The 12,985-nt window shown below is 62.3% G+C and carries 17 protein-coding genes; 12 read left to right on the top strand and 5 right to left on the bottom strand.

Annotation, left to right across the window (positions count from 1 at the left end; genetic code table 11):
* Window positions 1-10: 10 nt before the first annotated feature.
* The 5 genes from AB5Y48_RS14270 to sctR are packed head-to-tail and all read right to left on the bottom strand — an operon-like array spanning window position 11 to window position 3,402.
* Window positions 11-652, bottom strand: a complete 642-nt coding sequence (locus tag AB5Y48_RS14270; RefSeq protein ID WP_031227429.1) for a lytic transglycosylase domain-containing protein — start codon at window positions 650-652, stop codon at window positions 11-13.
* Complete coding sequence (locus AB5Y48_RS14265; protein WP_224162623.1) at window positions 642-1,697, bottom strand: EscU/YscU/HrcU family type III secretion system export apparatus switch protein; 1,056 nt, start codon at window positions 1,695-1,697, stop codon at window positions 642-644. Before AB5Y48_RS14265 ends, AB5Y48_RS14270 begins: the two co-directional genes overlap by 11 nt.
* Window positions 1,694-2,473, bottom strand: coding sequence for a type III secretion system export apparatus subunit SctT (sctT, locus tag AB5Y48_RS14260; protein WP_050667100.1), 780 nt, complete (start codon window positions 2,471-2,473; stop codon window positions 1,694-1,696). Before sctT ends, AB5Y48_RS14265 begins: the two co-directional genes overlap by 4 nt.
* 1 nt (window position 2,474) lies before the next feature.
* Window positions 2,475-2,744: a type III secretion system export apparatus subunit SctS gene (gene sctS / locus AB5Y48_RS14255; protein ID WP_005356828.1), complete on the bottom strand. Its 270-nt coding sequence runs from the start codon at window positions 2,742-2,744 to the stop codon at window positions 2,475-2,477.
* Window positions 2,745-2,754: 10 nt separating this feature from the next.
* Window positions 2,755-3,402, bottom strand: a complete 648-nt coding sequence (sctR, locus tag AB5Y48_RS14250) for a type III secretion system export apparatus subunit SctR (protein WP_021229279.1) — start codon at window positions 3,400-3,402, stop codon at window positions 2,755-2,757.
* A 167-nt stretch (window positions 3,403-3,569) separates the two neighbouring features.
* Between sctR and AB5Y48_RS14245 the strand changes: the two genes are divergently transcribed.
* The 12 genes from AB5Y48_RS14245 to AB5Y48_RS14190 all read left to right on the top strand — a co-directional run bounded on the left by AB5Y48_RS14245 (window position 3,570) and on the right by AB5Y48_RS14190 (window position 12,976).
* Entirely contained in the window at window positions 3,570-3,782 is a 213-nt protein-coding gene (locus AB5Y48_RS14245; protein ID WP_134320764.1) for a hypothetical protein, read from the top strand.
* Complete coding sequence (locus AB5Y48_RS14240) at window positions 3,782-4,162, top strand: hypothetical protein (protein WP_050667098.1); 381 nt, start codon at window positions 3,782-3,784, stop codon at window positions 4,160-4,162. The genes AB5Y48_RS14245 and AB5Y48_RS14240 overlap by 1 nt, the downstream gene beginning before the upstream one ends.
* Before the next feature lie 151 nt (window positions 4,163-4,313).
* Window positions 4,314-4,745: a type III secretion system chaperone gene (locus AB5Y48_RS14235; RefSeq protein ID WP_021229281.1), complete on the top strand. Its 432-nt coding sequence runs from the start codon at window positions 4,314-4,316 to the stop codon at window positions 4,743-4,745.
* A 13-nt stretch (window positions 4,746-4,758) separates the two neighbouring features.
* On the top strand, window positions 4,759-5,841 hold the full coding sequence (locus tag AB5Y48_RS14230) for a hypothetical protein (RefSeq protein ID WP_060584964.1): 1,083 nt from the start codon (window positions 4,759-4,761) through the stop codon (window positions 5,839-5,841).
* A 135-nt stretch (window positions 5,842-5,976) separates the two neighbouring features.
* Window positions 5,977-8,022 carry an EscV/YscV/HrcV family type III secretion system export apparatus protein gene (locus AB5Y48_RS14225; RefSeq protein ID WP_224162631.1) on the top strand — a complete coding sequence of 682 codons (2,046 nt, stop codon included), beginning with the start codon at window positions 5,977-5,979 and terminating at the stop codon, window positions 8,020-8,022.
* Window positions 8,009-9,325 (top strand): FliI/YscN family ATPase, encoded by a 1,317-nt coding sequence (locus AB5Y48_RS14220; protein WP_368164886.1) that lies wholly within the window; start codon window positions 8,009-8,011, stop codon window positions 9,323-9,325. The genes AB5Y48_RS14225 and AB5Y48_RS14220 overlap by 14 nt, the downstream gene beginning before the upstream one ends.
* Window positions 9,319-9,687 carry a hypothetical protein gene (locus tag AB5Y48_RS14215; RefSeq protein ID WP_050667094.1) on the top strand — a complete coding sequence of 123 codons (369 nt, stop codon included), beginning with the start codon at window positions 9,319-9,321 and terminating at the stop codon, window positions 9,685-9,687. The genes AB5Y48_RS14220 and AB5Y48_RS14215 overlap by 7 nt, the downstream gene beginning before the upstream one ends.
* Window positions 9,684-10,115: a hypothetical protein gene (locus AB5Y48_RS14210; RefSeq protein WP_368164884.1), complete on the top strand. Its 432-nt coding sequence runs from the start codon at window positions 9,684-9,686 to the stop codon at window positions 10,113-10,115. The genes AB5Y48_RS14215 and AB5Y48_RS14210 overlap by 4 nt, the downstream gene beginning before the upstream one ends.
* Entirely contained in the window at window positions 10,105-10,986 is an 882-nt protein-coding gene (locus AB5Y48_RS14205) for a hypothetical protein (protein WP_050667092.1), read from the top strand. Before AB5Y48_RS14210 ends, AB5Y48_RS14205 begins: the two co-directional genes overlap by 11 nt.
* Window positions 10,987-11,225: 239 nt before the next feature.
* Entirely contained in the window at window positions 11,226-11,570 is a 345-nt protein-coding gene (locus AB5Y48_RS14200) for a hypothetical protein (RefSeq protein WP_368164883.1), read from the top strand.
* A 21-nt stretch (window positions 11,571-11,591) separates the two neighbouring features.
* Window positions 11,592-12,188, top strand: a complete 597-nt coding sequence (locus AB5Y48_RS14195; protein ID WP_021229289.1) for a secretion protein EspA — start codon at window positions 11,592-11,594, stop codon at window positions 12,186-12,188.
* An 11-nt stretch (window positions 12,189-12,199) separates the two neighbouring features.
* Window positions 12,200-12,976, top strand: a complete 777-nt coding sequence (locus AB5Y48_RS14190) for a secretion protein EspA (RefSeq protein WP_050667091.1) — start codon at window positions 12,200-12,202, stop codon at window positions 12,974-12,976.
* Window positions 12,977-12,985 lie beyond the last annotated feature (9 nt).

Below are 12,985 nucleotides of genomic sequence, written 5' to 3'. Positions count from 1 at the left end.
GGTAGCTCCTTCATCGGTTGGCTGCATTCGACGAGCCTCCGGTCAGGAGGCGCCATAATTGTCCCATATCGCCGAGACCAGGGGCAGGGGTCGAGGCAGACGGTATCTCGTCGGAAGAGCCCTGTTTCAGGCTCCGGTAGTTATCGAGCACCTTCTGAACATAACGTTGGGTCTCCGGATAGGGAGGAATGCGCCCCCCGTAACGATCGACGGCCCCTTCACCGGCATTGTAACCGGCCAGGGCAAGATCGAGTCGACCGAATCGCTGCAGCAGCTCCCCCAGATAGGTGACGCCGGCCTCCAGATTCTCTCTTGGCACCGTCAGGGCATGCTTGCCATAACGAGCGGCCGTGGCCGGCATCAGTTGCATCAGTCCGATGGCCCCCTTCTCCGACACCGCATCATGGCGGTAGGCCGACTCCACGGCGACCACTGCCTGCACCAGCAGGGGATCGAGCCGGTGCTGGCCGGCCACTTCGGCGATCAGCGCCTTGTACCGGGCCGGATCCCCGGCCGGCACCGAGGCCCCGGGCGTCGCCTTCGTGACCTCGGGGATGCGGCCATCGGCAGGAACCCGGACCCAGCGCAGGGGCTCGGCGCAAAGAGAGCCCGCCAGCAGGCAGAGCAGCAACCAGCACACCCTACTCCTCATCGCCTTCCTCCTCACTCTCTTCCCGCAACAGCCGCAGCACCTGGGCCACCGCCACAAAGAGCTCCTCGGGAATGAAGTCGCCCGGTTGGGTGGAAGCCACCAGCGCCCTGGCGAGCGGAATGTTTTCCACCACAGGAATGCCACGCGCCTCGGCCAGCGCCACTATGTGCAGGGCACGCTCGTCACGACCATATTCGAGGACTCTGGGGAGGGGTGTCTCCCCTTCGCAATAGCGCAGGCAGACGGCGATATGGGTCGGGTTGCGCACCACCACTGAGGCATCGGCCACCTTCTCGGCCAGGCTGCCGCTTTGCACCTCGCGATGGAGCTCACGACGCCGCTGCTTGATCTCTGGGCTCCCCTCGGCATTTTTGAACTCCTGCTTGATATCCTCTTTCGACATCATCAGCTGCTTGCGCAACTGATGATGCTGCATGGCGTAATCGGCGACGGCAAAGAGGGCGGTCAGGATCAGCAAGATGGCCCACATCCACTGGGCCATCTTGCTGCAGACCAGGATGCCGGCCACCACGCTGGCCTGGGAGAGATGGGTAAAGGAGGCGGCATAGCGCTCGATGAGGTAGCTGAAGGTCAGCGCCAGGATCCCCATCTTGAGCAGCATCTTGCCAAGTTCGAAGAGCTTGACCACAGACACCATCTGCTTGGCATTGGACAGGGGATTGATACGCTGCCCGGAGGGCTGAATCGCCTTGGGAGCAAACAGAAAACCACTCTGCACCAGACCGGTCAGGATCAACAACACCGCCAGCAGGTCGGCCAATCCAAAGACGAAGCGCACCACCAGCGTGGCCAACTTGCCCACCAGCACGCTCATGGCCGAGGAGAGAGAGAGATTGACCACCCCCACCGTCGAGACGATGAGATCCCCGAACGCCTGATAGAGCATGGGCCCCTCGGCCACCATCCAGAGCAGGATGACCGCGAGCTGGACCAGGGCGTTGATCTCCTGGCTCTTGGCGACCTGCCCCTCCTCACGGGCATCGCGGATCCGCTTGGCGGTGGGCTGTTCGGTCTTTTCACTCATGGCCGTGCTCCCAGTTGCAAGATCAGGCCACCGTCAAACTGTATGAAGTGATCCAGCACCCCCGAGAGGGCGAAAGGGAGCGCCATGATCAGCATCAGCAATACCATGGCACTCTTGATAGGCATGGAGAGGGTGAAGACGTTGAGCTGCTGAACCGAGCGGTTGATAAGACCCAGGGCCAGATCGATGAGCACCATCATCACCATGGCCGGCATGGCAAAGCCCAGAGCCAGGGTGTAGAGCTGGTGCCACAACTGCTCGAGCAGGGGCAAGAAACCGCTGCTCCAGTGCCATCCCTGACCCGGTTGCAGGCACGTATAAGACGCAAACAGGGCGCTGAGCAGGGCATGAAAGCCGCCCAACACCATGAAGAGCACTCCCGCCAACTGGGAGAACAGAGAACCCATGGGGGAGGACTGCCCCCCCAGCAGAGGGTTGAAGACACCGGCCATGGAGGCCCCGCGCATGGTGTCGATGACAAAACCGGCCATATCCAGTGCCCAGAGCGGGATGGCCGCAGAGAACCCCAGCATCACGCCGATGCCGAGCTCTGCCGCCAGCACCAGGGCATAGTGCACAGGAGCCTGCAGCGGATTGGGCAGCACCAGGGTCGAGAGCAGGGGCAGCACCGGCAGGGTCGCCATCAGGGCCAGGGCGTTGCGGATCAAGGTTCCCCCCAGCATGGCAGGGCCAAACAGGGGGAGAATCAGCATGGCCCCGAGCGGGCGCATCATGGCCACCCCGAGCAGCGGCCACCAGTGATTGAGCTCTTCCATGCTAGCTCCCCATCTGGCCAATCAGATCCAGGGTTCTTGCCGCATACCCAAGCAGTGCCTCCCCCATCCAGTGATGGGTCAGGGCCAGGGTGATGCAGGCACACACCAGCTTGATGACGAAGGCGACGGTCTGATCCTGGATCTGGGTCAGTGCCTGCACCAGGCCAACCAGGATGCCGACCAGGGAGGCCACCAGCACCACAGGCAGTGACAACACCAGCACCAGCCAGAGCAGCTCGCCGGCCAGTTGAACGATTTGCGCCTCACCCATGATGACCTCCTCAGTGGTATGAGAGCAGCAGTTGGCCGAGCAGTCGGTCCCACCCTCCCACCAGCACGAACACCAGCAGCTTGAAGGGCATGGAGATGGTCATGGGTGAGACCATCATCATCCCCATGGCGAGCAGCACGTTGGAGACGATGAGATCGATGGCGATGAAGGGGAGAAAGAGCAGCAAGCCAATCTTGAATGCCTCGATAAGCTGGCTCACGGCGAAGGCCGGCATCAGAAGCAGCAGTGAGTCATCACTGACCTTCTCCCGTATGCTGTCAGGCCAGCTCTTGCGAGCCGCATCGCGAAAGAAACGCAACTGGGCCGGGGCCGTATGCTGGCGCAGAAAGTGGCGATAAGGGTCCAGGGTGTTGTCGGAGAGGCGCGTCAGCAACCCGGCCCCGGGCTCGGCCGGCGAGGCCGCCACCCGCTCCTGCACCGCCGTCCCCACCGGCGTCATGATAAACAGGGTCAGGATCAGCGCCAGACCGTAGAGGGCGATATTGGGGGGGATCTGCTGGATCCCGAGGGCATTGCGCAGCAAAGCAAACACCACAGAGAGTTTGAGAAACGAGGTTCCCATCACCACCAGCAGGGGCAGCAGGGAGAGGGTGGCCAGCAGGGCAATCAGCTCGGCAGGTTGTTCTGTCAGGGACATGATGGGTTCTCCGCCAGGGTATGACCCCATTGTGATCCCCGCATCTCCTCTCCCCCATAGGGTGAAGACCTGAACCAAAGCGTCCACTCACTTCAGGTCTTCACCCTATCCCCGCAAGACAGACTCCTCCTCATACTGTGACTCAATCGCCGATCTGCGGAGTCCCTATGAACCATCAAGATGCCCAGGGCAGAGTCCCCTCCACTTCTTCCCCCCTCACCCTGCATCAGGAGTTCGAGCAACTGGCCAGACGGGCACGCCGGGGAGAGCCGATGCTGGCGCAATTGCGCGAGTTGCAAGCCCGCCTGACCCCAGCCTATGAGAGCGACGTGACCCGCTGTCGACACGCTCCAAAGTGTGTACCGGGGGAGGTGTCCTGATGGATCTGCAATGGCAACGTCAGACCGAGCTCTGGCTAAGGCTGATGGGGGCCAAGGGGCAGGCCGCGGCCCTGCGCCTCGCTCTGCCGCGGGCCGGCGAGACCCTCTATCTGGAGCAGAGCCAGGGCCGGGCCAGAGTCAGCCTGTGCCGCCCCCTCGCCCGGCAGGATAGGCAAGAGACCCTGCTGCGTCTTCTTTCTTTACTGCAACCGGATGCGGGAGCCGGCATCCCGCTGCGGGCCTGGCTTAGCGGCGCCTCCCTCTGGCTCTCGGCCCTGGCCCCCCCCGACAGCGGCGCCGAGCAGTGGGCCGAGCTGGTGCGCCGCCAACGTCTGCTGCTCGATCGGGCGTCCATCACAGATCCAACAACAACGCGGTAATCACTCAACGGAAACCGAACGACACACCAAAGCACACATCCCATGCCTCCAACATCAGAGTGCTTTTCTAAAGATAGTAACCAATTACCAAAGCCGGGATCGCAACTGGAAGTCCATCATCGGCAGTGGAAATAATCTGAGAGGAAATAGAATGCAAACTCAACATATGCTCGCTCATTTTGCCAAACACATAGGTATCCCCGACGCACGCTTCGATTCAGCTGGCCTCTGCCAATTGACCATAGATGAAAAGGAAGAGATCGCTCTTCGTTATGACAGTGACGAGGTCATCACCTTGATTGGAACCATATCCACGGGGGTGGACGAAGCGCTGGATAGCAGCCTGATGCATGAATTGCTTGTTGAAGCGCTCAATCCGTTACGACATGGTCCTGGTCTCGGTATCGAGCCCAAAACCAATAGCCTGATTCTTTATTGGAGCCTGGCGCTCACTCAAACAAGCCTGCACGATTTCTGTGATCACTTCTCACAATTTCTGGAGCTGATGAAGCACTGGCAAGCACGTCTGAACAGTTCGAAAAATGCCCCTACTACAGCCATGCCTCATGGCAACCTGGTCTGATAGGAGAGAGAATATGGAGCTTTCTATCAAAGTGAACTCCCTCCAAGAGGTTGGACACGCCGCCAGTTTTCCCGGTTTTGAAAAAATAGGCCGTTTGGACATCAATGGTTTGACCTACAGGGTTGACTATCACGACTCGCAACCTTCTGTTCGTCGTGACGCCAATCTTGGTTATCTCGATCGCATCAAAGAGTTTTGTACGACAGCATGGGAAGATAAGAGTCTGTTCTCTCATCGCACCACCAGAATTACCCAGATGTTACCGCGTGACATAGCCCTCTCGAATAAAGATGGAGGAGAGCCCATCCGCTGTGCTCTGTACGGCGGAACCAATATTCGTGGCGATATGAGTGACGCACTCTCTCATCTCGGTGTTAGCAAGGATATAAAACTTGAGACCATCGATGAATACAACAGCGCACTGGGCATTGCGTGGCCTCTCACCATAGACAGCTATTTCTCAACCCAGGAAAATGCGGCTAAAGGGCTCCTCTCCAATCACATCAAGCCCAAGGAGCTGGGGGAGTTTGCCAGCGGATACCCGAGTCAGCATACACAGGATAAAAAGGTTGAGTGGCAACGGGAGAGAGTGACCCAATGGGCTGACTTTTTACATCAGAATCACGACAGAATCGATATATTAGGAAAACTGAAAAACAAAAGTGAAGATGAGATAAAATCGTTTCTCACTAAAAATGTCCCACCTTATTTATTGGAGCCAATGAGCCCACAAGAAATCACTACCCTTGCCAAGGAACTCAAGGATATTTCGGCCATGCCGTCCCCCGATGATCGGCGTGCTGCACTGGCTAACCTGGGGGATGCCTATACTGTAGAAAAAATGCTTAACACTGCTTTTTTTAGGCAAACCAGTAAGCTCGGGCTGGAGTTTTTCCAATCCACGGGAGCCAAGGTGGCATTCGCCTGGCAAGATTTTGACGGGAGGGAGGTGGAGCGCAGGGATCTGCACACCAAACCATGGAAATCAGGCATGACGAGAGCCCCTGATTACAATGAGCCAATCACCTATTCAGAGATGCGACATGTTGAGCGGCATCCTGAATTAGATGTCACCCGTTTCAAAGTGACGAAATAATGTCGAGAGGATGGTGAGGTGGCTCAGGCCACCTCACCGCTATTGTATTCACCGATTCAGGTCTTGACCCTATACCGACTCCCCGCCTCCGCACGCAAGATAACCCCTGACAAGATCACGTTGTGGAGCACACAGATGAAAACGCTCAATCGCTGGTTACAGGGGATCGCCGCACGGCAGGATGTGATCCTGGCCGCCATGCTGCTGCTGGCCATCTTCATGATGATAGTGCCCCTGCCCACCCTGCTGGTGGATGTGCTGATCGCCATCAACCTCACTCTCTCGATCACCCTGCTGATGATGGCGGTCTATATCCGCGAGCCGATGGAGTTCTCTGCCTTTCCTGCCGTGTTGCTCATCACCACCCTCTACCGGCTGGCCCTCACCATCAGCACCAGTCGTCTCATCTTGCTGCAACACGATGCCGGGGAGATCGTCTACACCTTCGGCAACTTCGCCGTGGGGGGAAACCTGGCGGTGGGCCTCATCGTCTTTGCCATCATCACGGTCGTGCAGTTTATCGTCATCACCAAGGGGTCGGAGCGGGTGGCCGAAGTCAGTGCCCGCTTCTCCCTCGATGGCATGCCCGGCAAGCAGATGAGTATCGACGGCGACATGCGGGCCGGCATCATCGATGCCAACGAGGCTCGCCGTCAGCGGGCCATGGTCCAGAAGGAGAGCCAACTCTACGGGGCCATGGACGGGGCGATGAAGTTCGTCAAGGGGGATGCCATCGCCTCTATCATCGTCATCCTGGTCAATATCTTCGGCGGGATCGGGGTCGGCGTCTTCATGCACGACATGAGCGCCGGCGAGGCCGCCTCGACCTATGCCATCCTCTCGGTGGGGGATGGGCTGATCGCCCAGATCCCGGCCCTGCTCATCTCTATCGCGGCCGGCATCATCGTCACCCGGGTGCCCGGGGAGCAGAGACGCAACCTGGCCAGCGAGCTCTCCGAGCAGATCCTGCGCCAGCGCCAGGCACTCTGGATCGTCTCGGCCGTGCTGGTGCTTTTTGCCTGCCTGCCCGGTTTCCCCACCCTGGTCTTTCTCTCCCTGGCCGCCCTGGTTGCCGGCATCACCTACTGGCTCAGCCGCGAAGGGGGCAACAGCGCCGCAGCAGCCCAGTTGCACGGGGATGAGGCGAGTGCCGACAGTGCCCCCCTGACCATAGGTGCCACCCCCTTGCTGCTGCGCCTGTCCCCCGATGAGGCGCGCGATGGGCAGCTGCGCCAGGCACTCTCGGCCCTGCGTCTGGACAAGCTCGAGCAACTGGGGCTGCCGCTGCCCGATATCCAGCTGCAAGGGGATCCCTCTCTGGCTCCCGGTCACTTCTCGCTGCTGCTCTATCAGGAGCCCATCCTCTCCCTGGCCCTGCCGCCCCTGCCACTGCTCGATCTCGCCAGTCCGGAGATAAAACAGGTGAGCCAGCGCGATCCCCTCCCCTTCGGTGGACTCACCCTGCAGTGGGTCAGTCCGGATCAGGTCGCCACCATCTCCGGCATGGGGCTGCAGTGCCATCAGGGGCAGGCGCGGATCGTCCACCTGGTGTCGGTCGCCCTCGACCGCTACGGGGCCGAACTTATCGGGGTGCAAGAGGCGCGCTACCTGATGGATCAGATGGAGCAGCGCTACGGGGAGCTGGTCAAGGAGCTGCAGCGCCAGCTGCCGGTGGCCCGGGTTGCCGACGTGCTGCAACGCCTGGTGGCGGAGGGGGTCTCGGTGCGCGATCTGCGGGCCATCTTCGAGGCCCTGGTGGAGTGGGCCCCCCGGGAGAAAGACCCGGTCATGCTGGCGGAATATGCCCGCCTGGCCCTGCGCCGCCATATTGTCGGTCGCCAGCGCCGGGGCCAGCCCTGGGTGCGGGCCTGGCTGGTCGGCGGCCATATCGAGCAACTGATGCGCGAGTCGATTCGCCAGACATCGGCCGGCTCCTACTCGGCCCTGAGCCCGGAGGAAAATCAGGCCATCCTCGGCGAGATCCGCTCCGCACTCGCTCGCACGGGCGGTCCTGGCACCGCCCTGGTGACCGCCATCGACGTGCGCCGTTTTATCCGCAAGCTCATCGAAAAGGATCTCTTCACTACCCCGGTCCTCTCGTTTCAGGAGATCGATGACGAAGCCGAACTCAAGGTACTGGGACACATAGAGCTGATAGGAGAGACCCATGCGGCTGCCTGATTATCACCAGATCCTGGGAGCGCTGCCCCACCCCATCCTCACCTCTGCGCCCCAGGAGCGCCTGGAGGGGCGCATCCTCACGGTGGGCACCACCCTGCTGCGGGCCCATCTGCCCGGCGTCGGCCTGGGGGAACTCTGCACCCTGCCAGACGGCAGCCCTGCCGAGGTGGTGGCCCTGGAGGGGGAGCAGGCCCTGCTCTCCCCCTATCGGGAGCCCCTGGGGCTGGCCTGCGGCATGCTGGTCTCCCCCACCGGAGAGCGAGCCCGGATCGGCGTCGGCCCAGCCCTGCTCGGACGGGTCGTCGATGCCCTGGGACGCCCCGCCGATCGGCTCCCCGTCCCCGACATCGAGGGGTGGCAACCTCTCGAGGCCGAGCCCCCCGAGCCGCTGGCCCGCACCCTTATCGACACCCCTCTGCCCATGGGCGTGCGCGCCATCGATGCCATCCTGACCGTCGGGGTGGGTCAGCGCCTCGGCATCTTCGCCCCGGCCGGCTGCGGCAAGAGCACCCTGCTTGGCATGCTGGCCGCCAACAGCGATGCCGAGGTGGTGGTGCTGGCCCTCATCGGCGAGCGGGGACGCGAGGTGCGGGAGTTTCTCGAGCAGGTGATGACCCCGGCCCTGCGCGAGCGCAGCGTGGTGGTACTGGCCACCTCGGATCGCCCCGCGCTGGAGCGCCTCAAGGCGGCGGCAACCGCCACCACCATCGCCGAGTACTTTCGCGACCAGGGTCGCCGGGTGCTGCTGCTGGTGGACTCTCTGACCCGCTACGCCCGGGCCATTCGCGAAATTGCGCTGGCCGCCGGCGAACCCATGGTGGGCTCGGGCTACCCCCCCAGTCTCTACGCCCGCCTGCCGCGCCTGCTGGAGCGAGCCGGTCCGGCTGCGCAAGGCAGTATCACCGCCTTCTATACCGTACTGATGGAGGAGAAGGGCGATCCCCTGGCCGAAGAGGTTCGCTCCCTGCTCGACGGGCACATAGTGCTCTCCCGTCGTCTGGCCGAGGCGAACCACTATCCGGCCATCGACGTACTGGCCAGCATCAGCCGGGTGATGAATCAGGTCACCGCGCGCCCCCATCAGCAGGCGGCCGGCCGTCTGCGCCACCTGCTCGCCGCCTGGCAAGAGGTGGAGCTGTTGGTCAGGGTGGGAGAATACAAGGAAGGACAGGACCCGGAGGCGGACGATGCCATCGCCCGGCGGCCGGCCATCACGGCACTGCTCTGTCAGCGGGTCGACGAACCGACGGCCCTGCCCCAGACCCTGGTTACCCTCTCTGACGCCGTGGGGCTCCCATGCTGAGACAGTTACTCGATATCAAACGGCGACGGGAGCGAGGACTGCGCACCACACTGGCGCGGCTGGGCGAAGAACTGCAGAGCCTGCGGCTGCGCCAACAACAACTGACCAGCCGCCAGGCGGACCTGCGTCAGCAGTGGCGCCAGCTGACCCAGCAGGCCGGGTGTATGAACCAGGCGACCCTGGGCCGTCTGCGCGCCGCCCTCTGTACTCTGGAGAGCGAGGTCGAGCGGCTGGCCCACGAACAGGATGCCCTGATCGCCGAGCAGGGACGACTGAACCAACTGCGCGCAGAGCAGGAGACCCGACTCAGGCTAAACCTGCGCGAACAGGAAAAATTACAACTGCTGGAGGAGGCTCCATGATCACACCCACCCATTGCCTGCCCACCCGTCGTCAGCAGCAAAGAGACGAAGAGCAACGCCCGCAGGAAGAGTCCGTCGAGCGCTTTCAGGCCCTGCTCGGGGATATACCGCTACCGCCCCTGCGCGCCGCCCCCCCCCATGACCCCCATAGGGCGGCCAAGGCTATGCCGGCACCGGCGCCCCGGGAACAGGAGCCGGCTCGTGCGCGCCCCCCCCTGCCCGAGACACTGCAATTAAGGGCAGCCAGCGGTCCCCTCGCAGGCCTGATGATCAACGCAGGCTGGCAAGGGGGGCGGCTGGTGATGCGCCTGACGGCACCGTCAGCCAGTGTGGCGCAGCGCCTCTGCGGGCGAGGCAAGGGGCTGGAAGAGGCGCTCTCGTCCCTGCTCGAGATACCGGTCACCGTGGAGGTCGATCATGACAACTAGCCGCTGGGGTAGCGAGGCCCCCCTGTTTCGTCTCAGCCGGATTGGCGCCACTTCGCGCCTGGGTGAACTCGAGCTGGAGGCGGAGCTGTCACGCCCGACCGGCCCGGGCCTGCGTCTGAGCACCTGCAGCGACGGGAGTGAGCTGCACCTCTGGATCAGCGAGGCCGCCTGGTGCGCTTGGCTGGATCCCCGATTGGCCACCCCCTCACTGGCGCAGATAGAGGAGAGCCTCTACCCCCTGCTGGCCAGCTGGACCCTGGCCCCCCTCGACCAGTGGTTGCAGGCCCAGGGACTGCCGCCCCTGGCTCCGGCCACTCTCTGCCGTGCCGAGGCGCCGGCCCTGTGCTGGCGCCTTACCCTCGACAGCGAGGGGCGGCAACTCCCCCTGTGCCTGGAATCGGTCCCGCCAGCACTGCTCCACCGCTGGCTCAGCGCCCTCACCCCCAGCCCGGAGCGCATCCACGAGCTTGGCCTGCAACTGGGTTGGTGCCAGTTGCCCGAGGCGGAGCTCACCACCCTGAGCCTGGGGGACGTTCTGCCCCTGCACGGCATGGATGAGGCGCCGGATCGCTTCTGGCTCCATCCCCTGGGGGGGGCCCGGCTGCAACTGATCGATGGGCAGTCGGGGCGGGCGCTGCCCGGTAAACCGCTCTGTGCCCCGCCGCCCGGCACAATCCGACTGATGGTCGAGGTGGGCAAGATCAGCCTGGATGCCACCACCCTGGCAAGCTGGGTACCGGATCTCGAGTGCGCCGTCACGCCTCAGGCCTATCCGACACTGCGTCTGTTGCGAGGCGCCGAGCTGTGGGCCGAAGGGGAGCTGCTGCGCATGGACGACGGTTGGGCCGTGCGTCTGACCACTCAGCCATAACCTTGCCTGTCTCTCACCGACGAGCCGCCCCCTGGGCGGCTCGTCTCGTTTCTCTCCCCTGAGGACCGTTTCAGGTCTTCACCCTATGCCGCCCCGACAGCAAAGCGCCAAGAATGAGGCCATCAGACAGACCAGGAACCCACGCGTCCAAACAGCAAAGAGGGCGCAGTTTCTCGAAAGTCGCCCCCCCGGGAGGGGCCTAGCATCCCCTCCATCGGCAACCAAAAGGAGTCATATCCATGAGCCAGCAATCCACCCATCCCCTGCAACACCTGATGCAGGATCTGCAGCTTCGCCAGCACAAGCTCGGTGAGCAGATGGCCGCCTTCCAGGTCCTGCAACAAGAGATCGCCGACCTCAAGACCAAGGCTCCCCATGACCCCGAGGCACAGCAGCGTCTCGAGCGTCTCTCCCGTGCCATGCAGCAGGAGCTGCGTCCCCTGCGCGAGCAGCTGGGAGAGTGCATGGGACGACTGCAGACCCATTTCACTTCCCTTGAGGCTTCCCTCAAGCAACCCGGCAGTGGATCGCCTGCTGGCACCACAGCCAAAGCGGCCCCTTCCCTTGGGCGCCGTTTTATCTAACCCCTGATCGAGGAGATCATCATGAGCTTCGCCACTAATTTCTCTACCGCCTCTGCTGTTACTTCCTCTCCCGACTATGACGCCTACCTGGACCGCAAGTCCGGCCAGGGTGACAACCTGATGTCCGAGGGGATCAGCGTCCTCTATAAATTCATGACCCTGTTCTCGGACCTGGCCCAGGGTAAATATGACCAGATGAGCGCCAAGGCCGACCGTGCCCGGGACTCCCAACAGGCCGCCAATCAGGTCGACTCCATCATCTCCAGACTGGCCAAGGCCGATGACAAGGGAGACCTTTCCCCCGAGGTGATCCAGTACCTGCGCGATCACCATATCGCCATCACGGTGCAAAACGATGGCAAAAACTCCACCAGCGATATCGACAGCTATCTCAAGAGCATCGGCCACCCGGATGGCAAGGGGCTCGACAAGGGTCAGCTGGACGTGATCAAGGGCGCGCTCGAAACCGACTCCGGCCGCTGCTCCGACTTTGTCACCCAGGCCCAGCTCCAGATCCAGAAGACCATGCAGTCCTACAACGTCTGCGTCAGCCTCATCAACAGCATGCAGACCCTGCTGGCCGAGATGAACAAGTCCATCGCCCAGAACATCCGTTAAGAGGCCACATCATGAGCATTGCCACCCATTTTTCCAGCACTGCGGCCGTTGCCGCCAGCCCCGACTACGACGCCTACGTGGATCGCAAGGCCGGGGAGGGAGACAACCTGATGTCCGAGGGGATCAGCGTCCTCTACAAGTTCATGACCCTCTTTTCGGATCTCGCCCAGGTCCGCTACGACCAGATGAGTGCCAAGGCCGACCGCGCACGGGACTCCCAGCAGGCCGCCAACCAGGTCGATGCCATCCTCTCCAAACTGGCCAAGGCCGACGACAAGGCCGCACTGCCGCCCGACGTCGTCCAGTACCTGCGCGACCACCATATCGCCATCACGGTGCAAAACGACGGCAAGAACTCCACCAGCGATATCGATGGCTGGCTGCGTGCCCAGGTTGAGCGTACCCGTCCGGATGATTACATCCCCGGTTGCCGTGCCAGTGATGCCTTTGATCTGCCCGACTGGGCCGAGCGTGCTTCACCCGACGAGCTGCGCAACCTCCCCTTTGTTCGCGACAAGTGGCAAGGAACCGTCTGGCGCCAGGCCCTGAGTTACATCTACGACCGGGAGATGGCCAATCCGGGCCAGGTAAAACTCGACAAGGGCCAGCTGGACATGATCAAGGGGGCGCTCGAAACCGACTCCGGCCGCTGCTCCGACTTTGTCACCCAGGCTCAGCTCCAGATCCAGAAGACCATGCAGTCCTACAACGTCTGCGTCAGCCTGGTGAACAGCATGCAGACCCTGCTGGCCGAGATGAACAAGTCCATCGCCCAGAACATCCGCTAAGGAGGATGA

It is taken from the genome of Aeromonas sp. R6-2 (genome assembly GCF_040908155.1).
GTDB lineage: Bacteria > Pseudomonadota > Gammaproteobacteria > Enterobacterales > Aeromonadaceae > Aeromonas > Aeromonas schubertii.
Note: the sequence above shows the minus strand (reverse complement) of the source record. Positions and strands in the feature narration are given on the sequence as shown.

Excerpts from the sequence above, each read along its gene's own strand:
- AB5Y48_RS14230 (WP_060584964.1), top strand. The coding sequence starts at position 4,759 with ATGGAGCTTTCTATCAAAGTGAACTCCCTCCAAGAGGTTGGACACGCC.
- AB5Y48_RS14190 (WP_050667091.1), top strand. The coding sequence starts at position 12,200 with ATGAGCATTGCCACCCATTTTTCCAGCACTGCGGCCGTTGCCGCCAGC.
- AB5Y48_RS14210 (WP_368164884.1), top strand. The coding sequence starts at position 9,684 with ATGATCACACCCACCCATTGCCTGCCCACCCGTCGTCAGCAGCAAAGA.
- AB5Y48_RS14240 (WP_050667098.1), top strand. The coding sequence starts at position 3,782 with ATGGATCTGCAATGGCAACGTCAGACCGAGCTCTGGCTAAGGCTGATG.
- AB5Y48_RS14200 (WP_368164883.1), top strand. The coding sequence starts at position 11,226 with ATGAGCCAGCAATCCACCCATCCCCTGCAACACCTGATGCAGGATCTG.
- AB5Y48_RS14225 (WP_224162631.1), top strand. The coding sequence starts at position 5,977 with ATGAAAACGCTCAATCGCTGGTTACAGGGGATCGCCGCACGGCAGGAT.
- sctT (WP_050667100.1), bottom strand. The coding sequence starts at position 2,473 with ATGGAAGAGCTCAATCACTGGTGGCCGCTGCTCGGGGTGGCCATGATG.
- AB5Y48_RS14270 (WP_031227429.1), bottom strand. The coding sequence starts at position 652 with ATGAGGAGTAGGGTGTGCTGGTTGCTGCTCTGCCTGCTGGCGGGCTCT.
- AB5Y48_RS14245 (WP_134320764.1), top strand. The coding sequence starts at position 3,570 with ATGAACCATCAAGATGCCCAGGGCAGAGTCCCCTCCACTTCTTCCCCC.
- AB5Y48_RS14205 (WP_050667092.1), top strand. The coding sequence starts at position 10,105 with ATGACAACTAGCCGCTGGGGTAGCGAGGCCCCCCTGTTTCGTCTCAGC.
- AB5Y48_RS14215 (WP_050667094.1), top strand. The coding sequence starts at position 9,319 with ATGCTGAGACAGTTACTCGATATCAAACGGCGACGGGAGCGAGGACTG.
- AB5Y48_RS14235 (WP_021229281.1), top strand. The coding sequence starts at position 4,314 with ATGCAAACTCAACATATGCTCGCTCATTTTGCCAAACACATAGGTATC.
- sctS (WP_005356828.1), bottom strand. The coding sequence starts at position 2,744 with ATGGGTGAGGCGCAAATCGTTCAACTGGCCGGCGAGCTGCTCTGGCTG.
- AB5Y48_RS14195 (WP_021229289.1), top strand. The coding sequence starts at position 11,592 with ATGAGCTTCGCCACTAATTTCTCTACCGCCTCTGCTGTTACTTCCTCT.
- AB5Y48_RS14220 (WP_368164886.1), top strand. The coding sequence starts at position 8,009 with ATGCGGCTGCCTGATTATCACCAGATCCTGGGAGCGCTGCCCCACCCC.
- AB5Y48_RS14265 (WP_224162623.1), bottom strand. The coding sequence starts at position 1,697 with ATGAGTGAAAAGACCGAACAGCCCACCGCCAAGCGGATCCGCGATGCC.
- sctR (WP_021229279.1), bottom strand. The coding sequence starts at position 3,402 with ATGTCCCTGACAGAACAACCTGCCGAGCTGATTGCCCTGCTGGCCACC.